Origin of the sequence: Adhaeretor mobilis, from assembly GCF_007741515.1 — a bacterium.
Classification (GTDB): Bacteria; Planctomycetota; Planctomycetia; order Pirellulales; family Lacipirellulaceae; genus Adhaeretor; species Adhaeretor mobilis.
Map to the genome: position 1 here is coordinate 4,988,515 of NZ_CP036263.1, position 23,385 is coordinate 5,011,899.

General features: G+C 54.9%; 12 protein-coding genes. 6 read left to right on the plus strand and 6 right to left on the minus strand.

The window, feature by feature from the left end; translation table 11 throughout:
• Positions 1-42: 42 nt before the first annotated feature.
• Positions 43-489: a hypothetical protein gene (locus tag HG15A2_RS19715; RefSeq protein ID WP_145062544.1), complete on the minus strand. Its 447-nt coding sequence runs from the start codon at positions 487-489 to the stop codon at positions 43-45.
• Positions 490-510: 21 nt separating this feature from the next.
• Positions 511-1,644, minus strand: coding sequence for a DUF1559 domain-containing protein (locus HG15A2_RS19720; RefSeq protein ID WP_145062546.1), 1,134 nt, complete (start codon positions 1,642-1,644; stop codon positions 511-513).
• Between the two features lie 504 nt (positions 1,645-2,148).
• Between HG15A2_RS19720 and HG15A2_RS19725 the strand changes: the two genes are divergently transcribed.
• The 5 genes from HG15A2_RS19725 (at position 2,149) to HG15A2_RS19745 (ending at position 9,132) form a co-directional block, all read left to right on the plus strand.
• Complete coding sequence (locus tag HG15A2_RS19725) at positions 2,149-2,967, plus strand: PEP-CTERM sorting domain-containing protein (protein ID WP_145062549.1); 819 nt, start codon at positions 2,149-2,151, stop codon at positions 2,965-2,967.
• A gap of 100 nt (positions 2,968-3,067) precedes the next feature.
• On the plus strand, positions 3,068-4,780 hold the full coding sequence (locus HG15A2_RS19730) for a gamma-glutamyltransferase family protein (protein ID WP_145062551.1): 1,713 nt from the start codon (positions 3,068-3,070) through the stop codon (positions 4,778-4,780).
• Between the two features lie 13 nt (positions 4,781-4,793).
• Complete coding sequence (locus tag HG15A2_RS19735) at positions 4,794-6,347, plus strand: M14-type cytosolic carboxypeptidase (RefSeq protein ID WP_218932115.1); 1,554 nt, start codon at positions 4,794-4,796, stop codon at positions 6,345-6,347.
• 1 nt (position 6,348) lies between these two features.
• Complete coding sequence (locus HG15A2_RS19740; RefSeq protein ID WP_145062555.1) at positions 6,349-7,692, plus strand: PEP-CTERM sorting domain-containing protein; 1,344 nt, start codon at positions 6,349-6,351, stop codon at positions 7,690-7,692.
• 60 nt (positions 7,693-7,752) lie between these two features.
• The gene (locus HG15A2_RS19745) at positions 7,753-9,132 is read left to right on the plus strand and encodes a hypothetical protein (protein WP_145062557.1); all 1,380 of its coding nucleotides are present in this window, start codon (positions 7,753-7,755) and stop codon (positions 9,130-9,132) included.
• A 115-nt stretch (positions 9,133-9,247) separates the two neighbouring features.
• Here the strand turns inward: HG15A2_RS19745 and HG15A2_RS19750 are convergent, their stop codons facing one another.
• Positions 9,248-10,168 carry a sugar phosphate isomerase/epimerase family protein gene (locus HG15A2_RS19750; protein WP_145062559.1) on the minus strand — a complete coding sequence of 307 codons (921 nt, stop codon included), beginning with the start codon at positions 10,166-10,168 and terminating at the stop codon, positions 9,248-9,250.
• Positions 10,169-10,336: 168 nt separating this feature from the next.
• On the minus strand, positions 10,337-12,595 hold the full coding sequence (locus tag HG15A2_RS19755) for a sulfatase/phosphatase domain-containing protein (protein WP_246117798.1): 2,259 nt from the start codon (positions 12,593-12,595) through the stop codon (positions 10,337-10,339).
• A 620-nt stretch (positions 12,596-13,215) separates the two neighbouring features.
• On the opposite strand from HG15A2_RS19755, the gene HG15A2_RS19760 reads away from it, so the two are divergent.
• Positions 13,216-20,541, plus strand: a complete 7,326-nt coding sequence (locus tag HG15A2_RS19760; RefSeq protein ID WP_145062561.1) for a choice-of-anchor Q domain-containing protein — start codon at positions 13,216-13,218, stop codon at positions 20,539-20,541.
• Positions 20,542-20,732: 191 nt separating this feature from the next.
• Here the strand turns inward: HG15A2_RS19760 and glpK are convergent, their stop codons facing one another.
• Together glpK and HG15A2_RS19770 are read right to left on the minus strand one after the other, a co-directional pair.
• Positions 20,733-22,220 (minus strand): glycerol kinase GlpK, encoded by a 1,488-nt coding sequence (glpK, locus tag HG15A2_RS19765; RefSeq protein WP_145062563.1) that lies wholly within the window; start codon positions 22,218-22,220, stop codon positions 20,733-20,735.
• A 189-nt stretch (positions 22,221-22,409) separates the two neighbouring features.
• Positions 22,410-23,315, minus strand: a complete 906-nt coding sequence (locus HG15A2_RS19770; protein ID WP_218932116.1) for a glycerophosphodiester phosphodiesterase — start codon at positions 23,313-23,315, stop codon at positions 22,410-22,412.
• Positions 23,316-23,385: the final 70 nt, after the last annotated feature.

Consider the following 23,385-nt stretch of genomic DNA (forward strand, 5'->3'; position numbering starts at 1 on the left):
TCGTACCAACTGCGATGGAGCGGATGGTCGTTTCTCAATCGCTTAGCGCCGCCGCCTGGTCTGTTTTGGCTTCTCCAGGTCGAAATTGAGATCGTCGCGGTCGCCAGAGATCTCGGCCTTGAGAGTTGTACGGTCGTTGTAGATGGAGGGAATGTATTGTTCAGGCACGTCGACTAATTCGCTACTGCCTTCGTCAGCCGGAACTCTCTTGCCGCTGGGGCGGTTGGCAACGATCATCACGAGATAGGGTCCTTGCTCAGGGCCTTCTAATTGGGGAATCTCGTACCGGCCGTCGATAATCTTGGCACCCGCAGACTTGCCGTCAAATCCGTTGGCGGGAATCAGGTCGATCGTGCCGTTTGTGATTTGTTGGCCGTCGTACGCTACGGTGCCGCTGACTGCAAAGCGTCCCACCGCATTCTCGTCGGCGCACCCGCCAAGTGGTGCGACACACCCGAGGGCACAAAACAGCAGCGTACGTAGCGACATTGAATTAGGCATATTTGGAAACTACAGCTGTCCCGCGTCGACGATTTCGCCGCCTTCAGGGGTCGCCAAAGCCCACCAGACGACTTGATCGATCGAGTCGTTAATGAACCTCGTCGAGGCATCAGCCATGGCGACGTTGACACCGCCGGTGTGGTAGCTGCGTGAATGTTGTTGCCAGACGCCGGCATACGTGCCAGCGGAGGTCGGTTGGCACGGTGCAATCAGTTCGGCGTTTTCAGCCTCGCACCAGCGCGTGTAATCGGCAAGCTTGAGGGAAGGTCGATACGGATGCCCAGTCCCGGGCGGCAAATTCGGCGGCCAGTCGTGCATGTAAAGCGCAGCCGGACCGAAGTGCATCGCGCCGCGGGTGTCTTGCCCGGGCACCAGCCGCAATTCAGAGATCGCGGCAGTATTGCTAGTGCCGTCGCCGAATTGTCCAAATGTGCGACCCTTGATCGTCCCCTTGATTGGATCGTCGGCGTCGCCTCTCGTGGGTGGCAAGTCTGCGACGACGAATGTCCCCAGTCCCGTCATGTGCGGAACTCCATCGGCATGCGACGGCGTGACCTTCAACGGATCGGCATTCGGATCGCCAGCGAGTCGATCTTCCCACCCCTGGATTGCTTGCTGCGGGGTGATGTCGTGAGCGTAATAGAATCCGCGCCCTGCGTTCGCAACGTAGTTTCCACGGGCTCCATAGAATCCGTTTACGATGCCAATATCTGCCGGCTGATTTGCCTCCGAAGGGCAACTAAACGAATTCAGTACGATGTGATGTGCCGTGTCGTCGTTCCTGTCTCGCTCTTCCAGGCGAATTCTCCAATCGGTGCTCGCAAACACATTCGCTTCTTCAAGGTAGGGCATTAGCAAAGTGACCCAGCTTAGGAGAGTCTTTGAATCGTTACCCGCTTGTTCACGCACCTCTGCCGGTGGCAACGATCCCTGACTCGTCGCATAGTTCTGCACTGCCAGTCCAAGGTTGTGCAAATTATTCACACACTGCGTACGACGAGCCGCTTCGCGCGCAGCTTGCACCGCGGGGAGCAATAGTCCGACGAGCACGCCGATGATAGCGATTACGACCAACAGTTCGACCAGCGTAAAACCGCGTTGCGCTTGTTTAATCTGCAGGGCGCGCTTAAAGCTTCGGGACATCAGGATGTCTCCCCAGAAGAAATGAAAGTGCTCGGACGTACGGCAAAGTACCCGCTAGGAGAGTTTCTTCTCCACGGGCTGCATTCCGCTGCTCTGTTCCAATTGCGATAGTAGCACAATCGCTGCTCCTGCACCATTTTAATCTGCTGCATCCCAGGCCTCAGGAGGGTTCGCCGGAAGGTCAAGCTGTTAGGTCAGCTTCTGGGCGTGACTAGCCTGCAGGTGTCCTGAGACCGGCCTGCCGCAAATGTGACTACTCACAACAACTGGTGGAAAAACGCGGTTTGTTAGAGCGAGCCCCCACCCACAACTCGGCCGGTTCGCGTGGAATTCTCCCAAATAATCTGCAGGTGGGGCTCATTTTAGTTGGCAGTCACGCTTGCGGGTCGGTATCATAACCATTGATACAAAGAAGGAAGAAAGAGTCATGGTCGGCGGGATCGATCCGGTCGATTCGGGGGAGTTCACACTCTCAACACCACGGTCTATTAGGAGGGAAGTCTAATGAGAAGTTTCGGAATTTGTTCGGTTTTTTTGGCGGTGATTGCTCTATGCCAACTGCCGCTTGCGTCGGCGGGCATCATTGAAGACTTTCAATTCAGTGATGTTTCAGGTACCGAAATTGAGAATGCAGCGAACGACGCCGGCACGGGACATCAGTTTGATGTCGACTCTGATTTAGCCGGCGTAGTAACTAATGGCTCAGGCCAGCTTGACTTGTCCACAAAAACAAATCCCGAGTTTGGCTCTACTTATGTAGATCTTGATCCAGATTTTGCCTCAGGCACCCTGTACGGCGTGATGGAGTTGACTTGGGACTTTGACGCGAATTCACTCGACCCTGCGGAGAACGAAGAGATACGTCTCTCGCTTATTCAGTTCGACCCTCGCTCAACGTTCGTTACTGCCGAGTTCGAGATTCAGCGCGAAGACGATCTCTCGGTGACACTCTTTGGAAATGCCGTCGGCACGGGATCAGTTGATACTGGCTCAGCGACGCTCAATGCCGCACAAACGAGCAACTTCATCGCAGTCCTTGCAATTAATTTGGATTCCGATGACTTGTCTCTCCACTATTCCGACGACAACGGTGCTACCTTCAATACATTGGGTGGCGGTTCACTCGATCCAACCCGCGGCGTCGCTTCGCTACGTGCCGTCTTTAACAATGACTTCCTCAACGATCGTGTGTTAATTGACCGCGTCTATTTAACCGACACGAACCCGTTCCCTGGTCAGATTCCGAGCATCCCCGAACCAGCCAGCTTTGCCCTGTTCGCACTTGGGCTGATTGGTTTGTCAGCAGGTCGCCGTCGTCAGTAGGCACTTCTGCTGGCAAGACATCGACATTCATCATTGGCTTTCCACCAAGGCTCCGCACGTTTCGTGCGGAGCCTTGGCCTTGTTATTCGTGAAAGTAGTTATGCGTTCTCGCACGACCACAGCGATACTGTTTCTGTGCCTAACAACGCCTTGCGTTGACGGATTGGCGCAGCAACGCATCGAAGCTCAGAAGTACGCCGTCGTCAGCGGCCATCCCGCAGCGACCGTCGTGGGGCTGGAAGTGCTGCGCCAGGGCGGTAATGTCGTTGATGCGGCCGTTGCTACTTCGTTGGCGCTCGGCGTTGCCGAGCCTTACGGTTCAGGGCTCGGCGGCAAACTGGTCATGCTCTATCGCGACGCACAGACTGGCAAAGTGCATTCCATCGTGGCGCTGTGCGCTTCGCCTGCGGCACTGGATGCCGGGGAGTTCACAAAGCTTTCGGACTCGAAACGCAAATATGGCTACAAGGCCGTCGGCGTACCTGGCTTGATCGCCGGACTCCATGAAGCTCACAGCCGTTGGGGCTCGCAACCGTGGAACGACTTAGTAGAACCGGCAGCTGTATTGGCTGACCGTGGCGTCGAGATTGATGCCACCATGCATGACATGTTCCTCCCGAAAGTGGGGAGTCTGAGAAAAGATGAAGAAGCCTCGCAACTCTACCTCGTCGACGGGCAGGCTCCGCCGGTGGGTACGCTCATGCGAAATGCCGACTTGGCAAATACCTTGCGAGACATCGGAGCAGGCGGCGGGAAAGCGTTTTACAACGGCCCCATTGCTGAGAGGGTCGTGGCCGCCTCGCGTGCCAGTGGCGGCTATCTCGTAAAAGAGGACTTTGAGGACTACCGTGCAGAGGTGGGCGAACCACTGGAGATCGAATATCGGGGACATCGCATTTACTCGTGCCCTCCTCCGCTCACCGGCGGAGTCACTGTGCTTGCAGCGCTTGAGTGCTTGGAACACATGCACTCCAAGCTACCCGGGAATAATTCCAGTGATGGAGCATTTGTTCAATTCACTGATCAGGCTTGCCGATCGCTGCAATGCTTGTATCCACCAATTCGCGACCACGTGGCCGATGTGCCTACGGCTGCGCAATCTTGCCGTACGATGCTTAGTGAAACATCGGCTAAGCAATTCGCTCGTGCGGCTAGCGAACTTGATCCGCGCAATCCACTGCAAGACCCCAAGCGGACTGAGGAGAGAGAGACAACTCTGGAGGGTCTACCCGCGGCAAGCACTTCACACCTGCTGGTCGTTGACCGGGCTGGCAATATGGTGAGCCTCACGCAGTCGCTGAGCCTGCATTTCGGTGCAAGTGTCGTTGCGCCTGAGACGGGTTTCCTACTGAACGACAGCATGAGTAACTTCGCCACCCAAAGCCAAAAGTCGGTAAATCACGTTGCCGCCAAGAAGCGGGCACGCAGCACCATCGCCCCGATCATCGTGACCAAGCAGGACAAGCCATGGTTAGCTTTGGGAATCCCTGGGGGGCAGCGGATTCCTACTACTACACTTCAATTACTCTGGAGGGTGATCGACCAGCAATCTCCGCTGGAGGATGCCTTCGCTGCGTCACGTTTTCATCTGCGCAGACCGCTCCGAAAAAACGCTCCTGAGAACGTCATCGATTACGAAGTAGATGCACCCTCGGAATGGGTAGCACAGGTGAAGGATCACGGCTGGCAGCTCGAACCGCGCCCGCGAGATGGCCACTACTTCGGTGGCGGAGGAGCAGCCCAATACCAAGAGAGTGGAACCATTGTCGGCGTTGCCGATCCCCGTCGCACCAATTTTGCCGCAGGAGACTGAACCTAGGATTTTCATGTCATTCAAACTGCTAACGTCGAAGGTATTACTGGCCGCAATTCTTGGAATCTGGCTAGGTATGCTGCTAGGTACCGGCAATGCGCTAGGTCAGATTACCCTCGATGGGGATTTTGATCACGGTAGCTTGGACGAAGCGAACTCGTCTGTGAGCGGGAGCCTGGTATCACTAGCTGGCCGCGATAACTTTAATTCAGGCGACTGGAAGTGGCTCTATTTTTCCGCCGACAATGTAAACGGCCTGCAACCCACATTCCAAATTGACGACGACTTTGCCACGGGGGGTAGCAGTCTTAACAACCACGAAATGGTCTATAGCTACGACCAACAAACGTGGCAGTTTTTCGACAATAATGCCCGTAGTTCCGGGGCGGGGACTTTCACGTTTTCGAACAACGCGCCGTTTAGCCAGAATGAAGTTTATGTGGCGTACGGCCTACCATATTCCAATGGACGCTCAGTCGCACACACGGCACAAGCTGCCACAAGTCCCTGGGTTTCGCCGACCGTTAGCGGCAATGCATCGCTAGTGATCGGCCAGTCACCCGGCGGGATCGACGATCTGGGTCGGCCGATCGCGTCCCGCGACATGTACGGCTACAAGATCACCGACTCCTCAGCCACGGGACCTAAGCAGAAGATCGCCGTGATGGGTGGCGTGCATGCGAACGAAACAGTGGCCAACTACACGCTTGAAGGTCTTGTCGACTTCCTGTTGAGCGACGATCTCGAAGCGGGCCGGCTACGGAGTCTGGCTGAGATTTACGTCTATCCGATGGTCAACCCCGATGGCCGCCATGCCGGGTACAATCGCAGTACGGTCCAGCGCCCTAACCATGATCCGAACCGTTTCTGGGATTCCCCCTCCTACGGCGGTATGAGCGACGTGAAGGTCGTGGGCGATGCACTACTGGCCGACACCGGCGGCGATGTGGATTACTTCATCGATTTTCATTCGACCGTCAATGGCAAAGATGGGCACTACGGATACGTTCACCCCGATTTCCAAGCCGACCCCTTCTGGCAGACGTTGCTGCAGCTCGAACCAAGCGTCAACACGCAAAGTGCAAGTTTGGTTTCGCTCACAGGGCAAAAATTCGGTCGCGACGAGCTCAACGCCGAATTCACAATGACGTTTGAAACACAATTCATCGCCGGGGAGAACATCGACCGCTTTCACGATTTGGGTGCCAACTTTGGCCGGTCGCTTGAGCAGACCTTTCGAGTTGCTGCCGACGTGAATTTCGATCGCGTACTCGACAGCCAGGATTGGCTGCAGTTCATTGCCGGTGCAGAAACCGATCTCTCTGGACTCACGGCGGTCGAAGCCTACGCCGCTGGCGATCTCGACGGCGACGGCGTCAATAGCATTGAGGATCTTAGTATTTTCAAGAATGCTTACATTGCTGAGTACGGTATCGCGAGCTTCGCAGCACTTCTAGTTCCCGTCCCTGAACCGACTACAATGGCACTGCTGCTACTCGCGCTTGCGGCCAGGCCGCGGTCCAGCAGAAAACAATTTGATTCATACCCAACCCATCGGAGGATTTAGAATGTCTAGAATTAACTCTTGGCAAGCCTCGTGTTTAGTCGCCCTGCTCATGACAGCCACAGTTTCGGTCGCCCAAGGTGTCGACCTTGAGGCATTCGAGTTCAGCGACTCTGGCGGCACCCAGCTCAGCGCAGCGGCGAACTCCGTGAATGCTAGTAACATGTGGTCTGCCGATATTTCTGGTTCAAGCGTCCAAAGTGGTGCATTCTTTGTCGGCAAAGATCTGGACGACTTGGCAAGCAGCTACCTGCAAATCGACAACATCAACGCCGCAACCGGCAGCAGTCGATATATCGTTGCCACAATGTCAGGCTGGGAATTCTTCGACAGTGTTGTTGGCCAAGGCGAGGAAGTAAGGTTCGCTTTCATCGACGAAGACACTGGCAATAGCGGCAATACGGTTATCGGCGAAGTGCGGATCGATCGCAACACCGACAACGAGACCATCGAGTTGCGGGGCGTCGCCTCGGGGAATGGGTCGGTCGATATTGGCAACCGGGCAACCCTTGCCACTGCGCAATCAAATCCCTTTACGATGGCTTTGGAGTACAACCCGGTCTCCAGGACTTACGAAGTGTTCTACAAAGATGGCTCGAATCCCTCACAGTCCCTTGGCATCGGCAGTGTGGCTCCTGGTCGCGACGCCAACTCTGTTCGCCTTGTCGTGAACAACAATTTTTTTAGCGATTTCAGCGAGTTTCTCAACATCGATCGCGTCGCATTGACCGACACGAATCCGTTCAGCGATTTGTTAACGCTAGAAGTAAATCGCGACACGGGCGTGACCAAGCTGATCAACACGACAGGTGCGACGCTCAGTGGAATTACGTCCGGGACGCTGAGTTCCGATGTCGGGGCTGTGAATTCTGGCAGCATCAACGCGCCGCCAAGCTCCTTGGCAATCGGAGCGGAAGTGACCCTCAGCACCGGTTCCGGACCTTGGATCAAGAATAATACCGAAGATTTACTCTACGAGCTCGTCGCCAGTGGCGTCACGCGTAGTGCCAACGTCAACTTCGTCGGCAACGGCGGCCAGCGGTTTGACGTCGGCGATCTCGACTTCATGAATGGCATCACCGCTGCCGATTGGAACATTTTCATTGCCGGCGCTGAAACTGATCTTTCAGCACTGACCGTGGCCGAAGCTTACCAGGCTGGCGACCTCGATGGCGACGGCGTTAATAGCGTAGTCGATTTCGACATCTTCAAAGCCGCGTTCGACGAGGCCAACGGAGTCGGCGCTTTTCAGGCGATGCTGGCTAGCGTGCCTGAGCCGAGTTCGTTTCTCCTGGTCGCCTTCGGAGCCAGCATCTTGCTCACAACCAATCGACGGCGTACGGCTTAGCCAATTGATCAACCAGACCGCAACCTCAAGTGACTTCCAATCTCGATAAGGATTCAACTCATGCTACGCAAACTTACAAATAGAATCATCCCGTGGGGAGCCATCGGCCTATCATTGGTGTTCATTTGCACGTCACATGCAGGCGTACTGGAGGACTTCCAATTCAACGACTCCAACGGCACGACTCTCGGCGATGCGGCCAATAGTGCGAATAACGGGAACAACTGGGAACCGTCGACACAACTCAATAATTCGTCGGTACTCAATGGCGTATTTCGCATCCAGAATGACGATCCGGGATTGAACTCGAGTTACTTGCAGATCGACAACATCACTAGTGGCACGGTCTGGATGGTTGCCGAGATGGACGGGTGGAACTTCACCCCCGACCCTTCGGGCGTTTCAGGAGATTTTGAAGAAATTCGCTTTGGGTTTCTCACTAACGACGACCTCACCGGCAGCACCATCACTGCGCAAATGGAAATTGAACGAAACAGCACAACCGGCGGCATCGAGATTAACGGGCAAGCATTGGGAGTCGGATCGAATATAAGTGCCACTTCGTTATCGTTCAATCAAGCTCAACCTTTTACTTCGGTGCTCAAGCTGGATAAGACTGCGAACACCTACCAGATTCTTATCGACGACGGTTCTGGGTTTACTTCGATTGGCAGCGGCAATGTCGATCCCGCACGTGATGGCAATTCCATTCGCTTCTCGATCGGCGACAACTTTGCCGGTTCCGGTGAGTTTTTTGACGTCGATCGTTTCTATATCACCGACGTTGATCCGGTTGGTATAGAGACCGACAACCTCACGCTGCAAGTGAATACTACAACCGGCATGATGGAGATTCTCAATGACGGCACAACCCCGTTCGACATCGATTGGTATCGGATCGAAAGCACGACTGACGACCTTAACTTCAACGGCTGGAGCAGCCTCAGCGATCGTAGCGTCGACGCCATCGACGGCATCGACCCCGATTCAACAGTCGGCAACGGCATTGGCGAGACCTGGGACGAAGCGGGCGGCTCCGACGACGGGGTACTCTCTGAGTCGTTTCTGCAAAGCAGTTCGGTCTTCGGCAACAATCGCTCCGAGACTTTGGGCAGTGCGTTCAAAGTTGGTGGAGATACCGACTCGCTCACGTTCGAGTACCGTAGCGCAATCAATGGAGCTGTGTTCACCGGTGATATCGACTTCGTCACGGGTGGCCTTGCAGCCGACATCAATGGGGACCTCAAAGTCGATGGAGCTGACTTTTTGCAGATTCAGCGCGACAACCCGTCGCTGATCCCGAATTTCCAAGCCGAGTACGGCGCTGGCTCCAGTGCCCAAGCTTCCTCAAGTGCCGTGCCAGAGCCGACAGCCTTGAGTTTGCTCGCGGTGATGCTGGCCGTCACTACGTTAGGAGTCCGCCGGCGGGAAGTCGCGTGATTCAACCAGGCGACCCAGTCCTGCTGCACCAAGTTCGTCGAACCTGCGATAGACTGCTGACTCTTGACAGCGGGCCGTCTGACAGGGCTACCATAGAGACCAACTACAAGGCAAACTAGGCGAATGCCTTGCGGATCTCGGCGAGGTGCTTGGGGCACTCTGTGCGCGGGTCGCCCGCTTCTTCGTACTCCAGGACGATATATCCGCGGTAATTGGAGTCCTTTAAGATGCGAGCGAGTCGATCGTAGTCCGTCGGCTGCTTGTTGGTTCGCTCTTCGTTGTTAGAAGTCACCACTTTCACCTGCACGTTCAGTGCGTAGGGGGCAATCTTCGCCAAGTCGGTGTAAGGGTCGTCGTAGTAAAAGTTCCCACTGTCGAGATTCACGCCAAACCACGGGCTGCGGACATCTCGCACAAACGACAACACGCCTTCTGCCGTGCTCGTCGGACCGCCGTGATTTTCCAACGCTAGGTGAATGCCATGCTCGCCCGCGTACTGGCAGCACGCTTCGATTCCTTCGACCATCAAGTCGTGCGTTTGCTGCTGCGACTGACCCTGCTTCGGTTTGCCGGCGAAGATGCGAATCACCGGCGCGCCGAGCACCTCCGCGCGGTCGATCCATCGCTTAACGTCGGCAATTTGCCGATCTCGTTCCGCACCGGGAGGAAACCCAAAGTCGTTCCCCACTGCTGTGCCCGAAACGCTCAGGCCCAAGTGAAAACATTGCTGCTTGAGCTTGCGAAGATCGGCGTCGGTTGTATCAGCGGGGAAGTAGTACGATGTGAGCTCGGTCGCATCCAAATTCATCTTCGCACAATCGTCCACGAAGTCCGCCAGCGTGAGCTCTGCAGGATCGCCGGTGAGCAAGTCGCGATAGCTGTAGGCAGCCAAGCTCAACTTGAACTTGTGCGATCCATTCCTCGCGATGGGCTCGATCGCCGAAGCATGCTTCCCTGGAGAACCAACTCCACCAGTGGCCGCTGTTGCGGCAGCGCAGCCCAGCATGAACTTTCGACGATCAAAATTCAGTGACATGTAATGGCTCTCCGTAGATGGAAAAGGATAAAGTGTAACCGCCCATGACCTACGGTCAGCGCGGGCGCAGATGCGAGCAACCTGCCAATCTCTGCCAGACTGCGCATCCTCAAGGCGCGCAACGGCTTAGTCAACTTCGTATCGCTCTAGCAACTACAGACCCAGCATCTATAGTCCCAGTTCCTGAAGCTTCGGCTCGAGCGCTTCGGCCCAGCGCTGGTAGCCTTGTTTGCTGAGGTGGAGTGCATCGGGCATGATCTCTGCGCTGAGACTGTTATCGGGTTCCAGGAAAACCTTGCCGATATCCAACCAATGAACTTGCTTACCATCGGCAAAGCGGCGAATGCGTTGGTTGATTGCCTGATTGTTCAGGCGCTGTTCGTCTAACTCGGTCCGCCCACGCGGGAAGATGCCGTGCAGCACGACCTTGGTTTCGGGCGATTGGTCGGCGATAATCTCCAAGATTCGCTCGATGCCCGCTGCTACTTCCGCCGGGTCCTGCATCATGTGCCCCGTGTTGTTCGTTCCGATCATCAGAACAGCGACTTCGGGCTTGATCTCCGAAAAACCTCCACCATGTTGCAATCGCCAAATGATGTGCTCAGTGCGGTCGCCGCTGATACCTAGGTTCACCGCATTGCGAGGCGCAAATGTTTCTTCCCAAATACTCTTACCCCCATTTTCCCAGCTATGGGTAATGGAGTCTCCAATAAATGCCAGTCGAACCGGATCACTACCCTTCTTTACACGACTCTTAAGCAGGTCTTCACGTTGCTTCCAATTCTTATCGTCGCCGCGCGTCTCGGGAATGACTGCCGAATTTACTTCGTAGAACGATCGCTGGTTTCGGTAGAGCTGCTTCATGCCACGTAACACCTCTGCATATTCTGGATCGTCGTGGAAGCTGGTCAGTTCTTGTGGATCGACCTCCAGGTCGAACAGGTTCCACTCCCTCGTTCGTGGGAAGTACATCAGCTTGTAACGCTCCGAGCGAACACCGTCGTGCTTGGGTACGTTGTGCACAGCATCGTTTTCGTAGTAAGCATAGTAGACCGCGTCGCGCCAGTCTGAAGGGGCTTCGCAGTTTCCCCGGAGCACGGGCACGAGGCTCCGCCCTTGAATCTCTGGCGGAACGGGCGCCCCGGCTAGCTCCAGAAAGGTAGGAGCGTAGTCGATGTTTTGAATTAAAGTTGGAGTGCGCGACCCCTCAGTAATCTTACCAGGCCAACGGATAAGGAACGGCATTTTCATCGACTCTTCGAACATCCAGCGTTTATCGTACCAACCATGGTCGCCCAAGTAGAAGCCCTGGTCTGAGGAGTAGATCACAATCGTATTCTCTGCCAATCCCGTCTCGTCGAGGTAGGCCAATAGCCGCCCTACCCCGTCGTCCACAGCGGCGATGCAGCGCAAATAGTCTTTGATATATCTTTGGTACTTCCAACTGAGGATCTGCGTATCGGACAGACTGCCGGCGCGCATCTTTGCTAGGAAGTCTTGGTTTTCTGGCTCATACTGTGCATCCCATGCTTGCTTTTGCTCCTCCGTCATGCGGGCATACTCCCCATTGCGCCCTTCCGTCTTAAAATGCTTTGGGAACTCAATTTTCCCATGCAGTTTCATGTCATGTCTCCACATCATGTGATCGCGGATCGACATCTCGTTTTGCTTGAGCAACTCCGAACGATTAGAGTAGTTGTCGTGAAGTGTCGGAGGTTCAGGAATATCCGACTCTTTATATAAGTCAAAGTGACGCTGCGGTGGCGCCCAATTGCGATGAGGGGCCTTGTGCTGGCACATCAACAGGAACGGTTTCTCAGTATCGCGATCTTGGAGCCAGTCTAATGAAAGGTCGGTAATAATATCGGTGCAGTAACCCATCCGCCGGTGTCGACTACCATCCATCTGAATAAAGTCGGGGTTGTAGTACGAACCTTGTCCAGGCAGCACTTCCCAATGATCGAAACCGGTCGGATCGGACGACAAATGCCATTTGCCGATCAAGGCAGCTTGATAACCGGCTTGTTGAATCAGTTTAGGGAATGTCGTCTGATTCCCATCAAAACGATTCCCGTTGCGTAAGAACCCGTTCTTGTGGCTATGCTTGCCCGTCAAGATGCAAGCTCGCGAGGGACCGCAAATGGAGTTGGCGCAAAAGGAGTTAAGAAACACAGCACCTTCTTGAGCAAGCCGATCGATGTTCGGGGTCTCGTTGATCTTCGATCCGTACGCGCCAATTGATTGCAAAGCGTGATCGTCGGAGAAGATGAAAACGATGTTCGGTTGCTGATCAGCCGCGAAATTTTCGGCAGAGCCGATAGTCCCCAGCACGAAAGCCCAAAGCAAGAAAACACCGAGAAGCTGCGGCGAATGCAACGCTACCTTTGTGGGGGTGCAGTTTCCAGGGAGATAGAGAGCTCTCATCATGATTTGGGGCATGGACCTGACAGTCGGGGTAAGAGAAATCTGGATGGTAGGGGCAGGCTTAATACTCTCGGCAGCGCCGCTAGCGAGCGACCTAGCACAGAAAATAGCTGGGGCAGGAAACGCTGGAAATAGTTTACCTGAAACCAGATAATCTTCCAGCAAATTCTGCTCTCGCGGCAATTGACTATGTTGCCATTGGTCAGCAACTTTGCCGATGCAACACCTGTTCACGCACTGTCACTTTGTGGCTCTAAAAACCCGGAGTTTGGGGAAATCCGCCTGCTGTTTGTGTCTTGCCTACATGTGTGCGACAATTGATGAAGTTGACCCGAAATGTATTGGGTCTCCCAAACGGTAACCCTTATATGGAGAACTGATTTCGCTTAAGGAAGTCGGCTGGCCGCTCGTCAATACTCTTATCTTGTTTGATCTGCCAGAAGGCGCTCGTGTTTTCTTCCACCTCAGGTGACGTAATAGTCGTGCTAGGTGGGAGAAAACGCCAGCGCCTTTTTGCCTGCGTTGATGAAGGAGATCCGTAAGGTAAGTCCAGACTCCGACGGAGATCTCAGCAGCAGGAAATTGCTGCGAAGTCGATTCGACCTACATTGAAAGACCATTTCATGTCTCGCATGCGACTCTTTGAGTGGCTTAACAGCCATCGCAACTTCCGCTTCAATAATCTCCCTCGCCACGATCGACGTCTAGGGTTCGAGCCGCTTGAAGCTCGCCACCTATTAGCAACCTTCATGGTAACCAACACCAACGACAGTGGTGCCGGTTCACTTCGCGAAGCGATGAGCGATGCTAACACAACTGCCAATGTCGGAGGAATCGACGAGATCCACTTTAGCATTGGATCGGGCACGCAATCGATTCAGCCTCTGAGCCCGTTACCGACCATCACCGACCCCGTGGCGATTCTTGGCAATACGCAACCAGGTTTCACCGGGGTGCCCCTGATCGAGCTGGATGGCGCATCGCAAGTTTCCGGTGCCGGGTTAAGGATCGACTCGGGAGGTTCCGAAATCCGAGGCATGGTTATCAACCGATTTTCGTCTCATGGAATCGTTCTTGAATTCGGTGGTGGCAACCAAGTGACCGGCAACTATGTGGGAATGAATTCCACGGGGCAGACGATACTCGAGAATGAAGGGAATGGGATCATTATCTTTGAGTCAAATGACAATGAGATTGGCGGAGTCCTTGAAGTAGAAAGGAACGTCATTTCCGGCAACGCTCTCAATGGAATAACGATAGTCAGCAGCTCGGGTACCAAGATCAAGGGAAATTATATCGGGCTCGACGCAGGAGACGGAATAGTTCGAGGCAACGAAGGCGATGGCATCGCGATCTTTCGATCGCCAAACACTATAGTTGGTGGTGATAATCCTGGCGAAGGGAATGTCATCTCAGGCAATAAGGCCAATGGAATTGTCGTTTTTGGAACTGACTCAACCGAAAGTGTGATCCAAGGAAATACTATTGGCTTAGATAGCACCGGGATGCTCTCCAGGGGCAACACAAGAGCGGGAGTCGTAATCACCCATGAAGAAGGACTTCCTGAGACGGGGGCTTCAAAAACGGCCATCGGCGGCTTTACGCCTGGGGCGGGGAACGTGATATCCGGGAACGGGCGGAGCGGGATCGAGCTGCTTCGCGTCCACGAGAATGTCATTCAAGGAAACCGAATCGGCTTAACAAGTGATGGCTTAGGGGTGCGAGCGAATGGGATGAGTCAGGATGCTTCTTTCTCCCATGGCATCGATCTCTATGATTCTTTTGACAACTTCATTGGGGGCGACGATGACGATGATGGCGTGCTCGATGACATGATCTTGGCACGCAACTATATTGCAGGCAGTATCGAGTCGGGTATTAGTATCGCTGGCGCTGCTTCATCGGGGAACGTAGTCCGCGGTAATTATATTGGGACGGATATCAACGGCCTAGGTGCGAGTAGTACCTTCGGCAACGGGCTCTCAGGAGTACATATCGATACCGCGTCGAACAACACCATTGGCGGCGTCGAGCCCGGTGCGGGCAATCTGATCAGTGGCAATAAAGAAGGCATTCGCATCTCGGGCTCAACTTCCACCGCCAATGGCATCTACGGCAATGTTATCGGGCTAGACGAGCAGGGCGACAAACGGGGCAACGAGTTCGGTGGTGTCGTCATCGAAGGAGCCTTTGGGAATTTCATCGGCGCTTTCACTGGAACTCCTGGCACCAATCCAGGAAACGTGATCTCAGGAAACGACAGTCATGGTGTCATCATTCAGGGTGTTACGGCGAAGGAAAACATTGTCCTGGGGAATCTTATTGGCGTAAATTCTTCGGGTGAACCGGCGGGCAACGATGGTGACGGAGTGTTCATTGACAACGCGCCTGACAATCGGGTTGGCAATACCGATTTCATTTCCCTCAAAGGAATGAATGTCATCTCAAAGAATGTCGCAAATGGCATCCGTATCGAGGGTATTTTGGCTTCAGGCAATCGTATCGCTGCCAATCACATCGGAGTTAATCTTGCCGGAACAGTTGCTGCCGGAAACCTTGGGCGGGGAGTCGCTATTATTGGTGCTCCCGATAACTTTGTCGAAGAGGGCAACGTCATCTCGGGCAATCTTAGTGCCGGAGTTGTCATTTCTGGCGCGCTGGCAATCGGGAACGCGCTAACGGGCAATCTGATCGGCGTTGCCTCTAATGGCAATGATCCTCTCGGCAACTTATTGCACGGTATTTTTGTCACTCAGAATGCAAGCTCCAACATCATTGGAGATCCGGTCGGCGATGCGGGCAACGTTATTGCATTCAACGGCGTCGTGCTGGGATTACAAGGACATGGCGTCGTGATAGAGTCAGGTCTTTTTAACCAAATTCGAAAGAATAGTATCCACAGCAACAGTGGCCGAGGTATCGATCTTAACAACGATTCGTTTACGGTGAACGACCATCTCGATGTTGATGGAGGTGCAAATGCATCTCAGAATTTCCCTGTCGTCTCGAAGGTTGGATTTGCTGGGCCTGTCAAAACGATCACTTGGTCATTGACGGGGCCTGCGCTGGCGACATTTACATTCGACTTTTTCGCCAGCGATTCCCTAGACCCTTCCGGATTTGGCGAGGGGAAAACCTATCTAAATACCCAAACCGCGATAGCCGATGACAATGGCTTGGTCAGCCATACGACAGTGTTCGATTCGAGCGACCAGTATATTTCGGCAACTGCCACCGACGTGTTAGGCAACACTTCCGAATTCTCGATGGTCGACACCGATGGCGACGCCTTGGCCGACGCTTGGGAGCTGACAGGAATTGACTTCGACGAGAATGGTACGATCGATCTGCCGCTCAATTCCAATCCGAATCATAAAGATATTTTCGTTGAGGTCGACGCGATGGTTGGTCGCGCGCCCGACCCCGGTGCCCTCACAGATGTCGTCGCAGCGTTCGCTTCGGCTCCAAACACCCTGGTGCAGAATCCGGACGGTGAGAATGGAATCTTTCTGCACGCAGCGCTCGACGAGACGGACGTTTCGCTTTCTGCATTTCCTAATAAATGGATGGAAGCTAGCGTTGTAAAGTTGGCCCAGTTCGGCACCGAGGCAGAACGAGACGATGCCAATGCGGCGAACATCCTAGCGGCAAAAGGACTGACCCACCGCTGGTCGATCTTTGCAGACACGCATTCTGGTGATAGCAGTGGTGGTTCGTCGGAGCCGTCAAGCAACGACTTTTTTGTCTCGCTGGGTTTATGGAGCACAACTCCAGGCGTACCTGGTGGCATGCCCGGCGGTACACACCAGCAACAAGCCGGCACCTTCATGCACGAACTGGGGCATACTTTGGGTCTCGGCCATGGGGGCGATGATGCTATCAGATATAAGCCCAACTACCACAGTGTGATGAACTATATTTGGCAGACGCCCGGCCAAAAACTTCCGACAACTGGCCGCCCTACTAATGCCAACGAGCATGCCTACTTCGATAGTTGGGTCCTAGACTACTCACGCCAGGTCTTTCCTGATCTCGATCAGCTTAATCTCATCGAATCCGAGGGGATTGGAGGCGACCCAGGAAACACTGTGAGAATTCAGAGCACCAGCCGATATGTGAAAGAAGGCGGGCCTGTCGATTGGGACAAAGATGGCCTATTCAATGAGACGGTGCATGTTACCCTTACCCCGGATTGGAGGTTTGGACTCACGGGTCATGAGGATTGGTCGAATTTGCAGTATTATTTTGTCGAATCGAAAGACTTCGCCGACGGGGCATCAACAACTAGCTCAGATAACGAATTGACCTTCGAATTGTGGCAGAGCCTGGTCGACTGGCACGCGCTACCCGGCGACTACAACCTTAGCGGCACCGTCGATGCAGGGGACCTGACCGAGTGGCAGGACACCTACGGACAGGCCGCAATTTCTCCGTTCGCATACGCGGATGGCAACGGCAATAGCCTTATCGATGGTGCCGACTTTCTGAGGTGGCAAAGGAACTTCGGTAGCGATATCGATGACCCCGGGCAACTTCAGTTTCTGCAACCCAGCTATACTGTCACTGAAACCGCTGGCGTGTTCAACGTGATCGTGGAACGAATCGGCGGGACCCAAGGCGCCATCACAGTTGACTATGAATTGGAAGACGGCACGGCCTTGTCCACTGAAGATTACGTTGACGCCAGCGGGACATTATCTTTTGCTGACGGCCAAACGAGCCAGTTCATCAGCGTCGAGATTATCCACGACGAGTCGGCCGAGAGCGACGAGTATTTTAATATCACGCTGAGCAACCCCACAGGGGGCGCCTCGCTGGGCAATCCGTCAACCACAACCTTTACGATTAGCGAAACTGAACCGCCGATCGTAGTCACCAACATCAACGACTCGGGCGGCGGTTCCTTGCGCCGAGCAATTCAAACAGCTAATCTCCGACCCGGTGCCGATACGATCACGTTCGATGTCGGCATATTCGCCACACCGCAAACAATTTCGCTGAACACGGGTGAAATCGCAATTAGCGAAGCGGTCACCATCGATGCGACGGCACTGGCGAATAACGTGACGATCGATGCCAACTTGCTATCGCGTATTTTCAACATCACCACCACCACCGGCGATTTTCAGTTCAACGGCCTCACGCTCAAGGGCGGCCAAACTACCGGCTTTCATGCCAACTCCTCAGACAATACCTACAGTGGCGGAGCCATCCGATCGCTCACTACCGGGAATCTTACGTTGGATAGCAGCACGATTTCCGGGAACAGCACTGCGGGATATTATGTTTCAGGAGGAGGGGTGTTCGCTGCTGGCGATGTCACGCTCACGAGCTCCACCATCAGCGGGAACAATAGTTATGGCTATGGCGGAGGGGTGTCTGCCGATGGCAATGTCACGCTCACCAACTCCACCGTCAGCGGGAACAGTAGTTATAGCAGTGGCGGAGGGGTGTCTGCCGATGGCAATGTCACACTCACGGGCTCCACCGTCAGCGGAAACAGTGTTACAGGAAGTTATTCCTATGGCGGCGGGGTGTTTGCTGCTGGCGATGTCACCCTCACGGGCTCCACGGTCAGCGGGAACAGCGGTGTTGACGATGGCGGTGGGGTGTTCGCCTTTGGCAATGTCACGCTCACAGGCTCCACGGTCAGCGGGAACAGCAGTTTTGGCGATGGCGGAGGGGTGTCTTCCTTTTTTGGCAATGTCTCGCTCACCAACTCCACGGTCAGCGGGAACAGTATTTCCGGATTTTATGCCTATGGCGGAGGGGTGTTCGCCCGTGGCAATATCACGCTCTCTCAAAGTACCGTCACGGACAACGAGGCGATCGGCACAACCGCAACCGGCGGTGGCATTCGGAACTTCAACGGTACGATCATCATCGATGGTTCGATCGTAGCTGGCAACACGGCTGGCGGCGGCATGGATGACATCCACCCAGGCACGGGCACGCTCAATGTCAACTTCAGCTTGATTGAACAGACCGGCCTGACGATCACCGGCACCAATAACATCATCGGGCAATCGGCAAGCCTGGCGCCACTCGCCGACAATGGCGGACCAACCCTGACGCATGCCCTGCTCGCCGATAGCCCGGCGATCGACGCGGGCGACCCCAACCTTTTGTTCGACGCCAATGAGTTCGATCAACGTGGCGCGCCGTTTTTCCGCGTGTTTGACGATCCGGCGGTAGGCACGGGTCAGGACATGGGCGCCTACGAACGTCAGAACCTGCCCGGAACTCACATAGTGGTCGACACGTTCATGGACGAGAACGATGGCGACTACAGCGCCGGCGATCTGAGCTTACGCGAGGCGGTCGAACTCGCCAACAGCAACGTGGGAGACCACACAATTACGTTCGACCCAGGGGTGTTCGCCACTCCGCAAACGATCTTGCTGACACTCGGTGAAATCGAGATTACCGAAGCGGTTACCATCGATGGCCCTGGGCAGGAACTGCTCACGATCGACGCCCAGCAGCAGTCGCGCATCTTCCATATCACCGCCTTCACTGGTGTCAATGTCTTCGCTGGGGATTTTCTACTCGCCGGGCTCACCCTCACCGGCGGCCTGACGACGGGCGACAGTAACATATCCGGGGGATCTGCCTCGTCCGGCGGCGGCGCCATTCGAGTATCGAGAGGCCATCTCACCATTGACCAGAGCACCATCAGTGGAAATAGCACGACGGGCCTCAACTCGAAAGGCGGCGGGATTCATACGTATTTTGCCGATGTGACGCTCACTAACAGCACGGTCAGCGGAAACAGTACCGCCGGCGACGGCGCCCATGGCGGCGGCATCTCTTCGCACTTCGGCACGGTGACGCTCACCAACAGCACGGTCAGCGGAAACAGCACGACCGGAGACTATGCCTCTGGCGGCGGGATTCATAAGAGTGTCGGCGCGTTGAATCTGACCAACAGCACGGTCAGCGGAAACAGCACATCCGGTTACCGTGGCAGAGGCGGCGGGATCTCTACCAGTGGTGCTGAGGTGACTCTCACCAACAGCACGGTCAGCGGAAACAACACCGCCGGCCAGAATGCCAATGGCGGCGGGATATTAACTTATGGCGCTATTGCGATGATCCATAGTACCATTACCGCCAATCACACCTATCATGCTATCTCGACCGGTGGGGGCATCTGGAGCTTCAACAACCCGATCACCATCACCAATTCGATCGTAACGGGCAACACGGCCGGCGACGGGATGGATGACATCCGCCCAGGTACAGGCGCGCTCGATATCGACTTCAGCCTGATCCAGCAAACGGGGCTGACGTTCACAGGCACCGATAACATCATCGGGCAATCGGCCGACTTGGGGCCGCTTGCAGACAACGGCGGGCCAACCCAGACGCATGCGTTGCTCGCCAGTAGCCCGGCGATCGACGCAGGTGATCCTAGTATTGTGTTTAACGTGAGCGAATTCGATCAACGCGGCGTCGGCTACGCTCGGGTAGAAAATGGTCGCATCGACATCGGTTCCTTCGAAAGTAGCGAGCCGATTGGTGCCTCTGCCAACTTCGATAGCGATGTCGTCGGGGGTGACTTCCTGGCTTGGCAGCGTGGCTGCGGTATTCAACTGCCGAATGCCCTGAAAGCCGATGGGGACACAGAAAATGACCTGGACGTGGAACTGGGATCCCACCTGCGCGGGAATGACAGGAACTCTCAAGTGTTGTTGAGTGATGACCTTACTGCTGTCGCGATGGCTATGGAGTGGATAGGACAGACTTCCCTTGAAGTCGATCCTATTACCGAGGATGAATCGACGCCGGATGGGGCGGCACTCGATGTGGTATTTACGTCGGATTACTCAATCCCAGTGTCTCCTGTTAGTGCGGACAGCGAAGCATTTCAAGCAAGGTCCGATGATGAGCATCAACGCGAGGTGACTTGGCTGTCGGGCGAGTTGTTGGAGCGAGTGTTTGGGTAGGCAGAGGATCGGCTCGTTCCCGTAGAAGAACAATAAGTCGCCTGATGCATCGCAGATATGCCTGAAGCGTTTCGAGGACTCATTCCGTTCCAATTATACTGCCATTTGGCGGCAATTCATGCCAGCGTCGATAGCCTGAGAACACCGACAGTTGATGAGCACGTACCTCACAGCGAACAAGTCTACGGAAGTTAGCTTTCCCAGTTCATCGAGCGATCTACCGCTTGCTTCCAGCGGGATCGCAGTGCCGAAGACTGCTCGGCTGAGATTTGCGGCTCGAAACGAACATCAACGGCCCATTGGTTGGCGATTGTTTCGCAGTCTTTCCAAACCCCTGCGGCAAGACCAGCCAGATAGGCGGCCCCCAGCGCGGTAGACTCCGTAACGACGGGCCGTACGACGGAGATCTGCAACAGGTCGGCTTGGAACTGTAAGAGGTGCGCATTGACGCTCGCCCCCCCGTCGACACGCAATTCCCCCAGTTCGACACCCGAGTCGCTTTGCATGGCACCGACGAGGTCGGCCACTTGAAAAGCAATCGATTCGACCGCGGCCCGCGCGATGTGTGCTGCAGTGGTGCCGCCGGTGATACCGACGATCGTTCCGCGTGCGTAGGGGTCCCAGTGCGGAGCGCCGAGACCAGCAAAAGCAGGCACGACAAAGACGCCGCCATTATCCTTAACAGAATTAGCGAGCGCTTCCACTTCCGAAGAGCTCTTGATGATGCCCAAGCCATCGCGAAGCCAACTCACGACTGCACCGCCGGTGAATACGCTCCCTTCAAGGGCGTACTCCAACTGGTCGCCCACTTGCCAGGCAACTGTGGTGAGCAGATTGTGCTCAGAAGTCACCGCTTCCGGGCCGGTGTTCATGAGCATGAAACAACCGGTGCCGTACGTGTTCTTCACGGATCCTGGCACATAGCACGCTTGCCCGAACAACGCAGACTGTTGATCGCCGGCGATTCCGCCGATCTTGATTCCCTTGAGCTTATCCGAAGAGCTGACTTCGCCGTAGACTTCACTCGAAGGACGTATCTCGGGCAGCAACGCACTCGGTACTCGGAAGCATTCGAGCAATTCATCGTCCCACTTGCCGGTATGAATGTTCATCAACAAGGTGCGCGAGGCGTTCGACACGTCGGTGATATGCAGCTTGCCACCAGTCAGATTCCAGATCAGCCAAGCGTCGATCGTGCCGCAAGCGAGCTCGCCCTGCACAGCTCGCTCGCGTGCTCCCGGCACCTTGTCCAAGATCCACGCGATTTTGGTGCCACTAAAATAAGGATCGAGCACGAGCCCTGTCTTCTTCTTGACAAGCGCCTCACGCCCTGCGTCTTTGAGTTCCTGACAGACCTTCGCAGTCCGTCGGTCCTGCCACACAATTGCTGGGTGGATCGGCGCTCCTGTCTTGCGATCCCAGACGACGATGGTCTCTCGTTGATTGGTAATTCCCAGGGCCGCGATGTCAGCAGCTTGCACCCCATTGGACGCGAGCACCGCTTCTGTGACTTCCAACTGCGAAGCCCAAATTTCCTCTGGGTCGTGCTCTACCCAACCTGGTTGCGGGTAGTGCTGTTTAAATTCTTTCTGCTCGACGCCAACAATCTTTCCGTCATCAGAAAACAGGATTGCACGAGAGGAAGTCGTGCCTTGGTCTAAAGCAAGGATGAGGGCCATCGAATTACCGATTGATAAGGAGGAAGTTGAGAAGGAGTTGCACTGAAATTAGATAGGGTGGATTGCAGGAGCAATGAAGAACTCCGCATAGCAAAGACATCTCACATTTCGGCGCTATAGCACCGCAATACTTTGATTCACTAGGCTGCCCCCACTAACGCCCTCGGGCTGCTGCTAAAAGTCGTCTGGCTACTTGGCCGCAGGTTCGAGTGTCGGACTTGGTTTCAATGGAGCGTTTTCTAGTGAGCTCTCAAGTTGTTTCGCACTGGGCATTAACTGCTCCTGGGTCGCGTGTCGCAGAAGCTTGGGCACGTTTGTCGTTATTGATTCATAGCCGCTTTCTGCGAGCCGAATGGCTGCCTCGGGTTGATCAACGGTCCACGCATGGAGGCTCAGGCCGGCCTGTTGGCAGCGTAGGATAAATGCCTCATCATAGGCCGGTTTATTGGCCTTCAAGTCGATCCCGTCGGCGTCGTGCTCCACGGCAATCGCGATAACCCGTTCGTGTGTGGGATACCAATGATCGAGTTTCTTATCGAACTTGAATTCAACTAGCCAATAGGCTTGCACCTGTGGCAGGGCTTGTTTCGCAGCTTTGATGACATCGCGTTTGAATGAGATAATCCTGAGGTCTTGGTAATTGACATCGCTCTTGGCTAGCACGTTTACAAGATGGGGAACAATCTCCGGTCCGCATTTGATTTCAATATAAAAAAGCTTTCCTTGGGGGACAGTAGACAAAACATCAGAGAGCGTGGGCATTCGCTCGCCGGCAAACCGCCGACCCTTCCAGCGGCCGACGTCTAGTTTTTGGAGTTCGGCAAGTGTCGATTCTGCAATCTTGGTGTCCACACCACAGAGGCGTTTGGTCGAAGCGTCGTGAAAACAGACAATCTGCCCATCAGCCGTGAGATGGAAGTCGCCCTCGATGCCGTCAGCTCCTTGCTCCCAGGCTAGTTGAAACGCGCTGATCGTATTTTCTGGTGCGTCGGACGACGCGCCTCGGTGCGCAATAATGGTCTGCCCATAAGCTTCGGGCAAAACGCCATTCGCTAGGCACCAGAGGACTGCAGTGATGAACACTCGGTTAATCACATCATTTCTTTCAAAGTTTCGCGATGCGTGTCGACGTGGGAGTCCCACTGAAGTGGGTCTCCATGAGGTA

Excerpts from the sequence above, each read along its gene's own strand:
- HG15A2_RS19755 (WP_246117798.1), bottom strand. The coding sequence starts at position 12,595 with ATGATGAGAGCTCTCTATCTCCCTGGAAACTGCACCCCCACAAAGGTA.
- glpK (WP_145062563.1), bottom strand. The coding sequence starts at position 22,220 with ATGGCCCTCATCCTTGCTTTAGACCAAGGCACGACTTCCTCTCGTGCA.
- HG15A2_RS19750 (WP_145062559.1), bottom strand. The coding sequence starts at position 10,168 with ATGTCACTGAATTTTGATCGTCGAAAGTTCATGCTGGGCTGCGCTGCC.
- HG15A2_RS19730 (WP_145062551.1), top strand. The coding sequence starts at position 3,068 with ATGCGTTCTCGCACGACCACAGCGATACTGTTTCTGTGCCTAACAACG.
- HG15A2_RS19735 (WP_218932115.1), top strand. The coding sequence starts at position 4,794 with ATGTCATTCAAACTGCTAACGTCGAAGGTATTACTGGCCGCAATTCTT.
- HG15A2_RS19760 (WP_145062561.1), top strand. The coding sequence starts at position 13,216 with ATGTCTCGCATGCGACTCTTTGAGTGGCTTAACAGCCATCGCAACTTC.
- HG15A2_RS19720 (WP_145062546.1), bottom strand. The coding sequence starts at position 1,644 with ATGTCCCGAAGCTTTAAGCGCGCCCTGCAGATTAAACAAGCGCAACGC.
- HG15A2_RS19715 (WP_145062544.1), bottom strand. The coding sequence starts at position 489 with ATGTCGCTACGTACGCTGCTGTTTTGTGCCCTCGGGTGTGTCGCACCA.
- HG15A2_RS19745 (WP_145062557.1), top strand. The coding sequence starts at position 7,753 with ATGCTACGCAAACTTACAAATAGAATCATCCCGTGGGGAGCCATCGGC.
- HG15A2_RS19725 (WP_145062549.1), top strand. The coding sequence starts at position 2,149 with ATGAGAAGTTTCGGAATTTGTTCGGTTTTTTTGGCGGTGATTGCTCTA.
- HG15A2_RS19740 (WP_145062555.1), top strand. The coding sequence starts at position 6,349 with ATGTCTAGAATTAACTCTTGGCAAGCCTCGTGTTTAGTCGCCCTGCTC.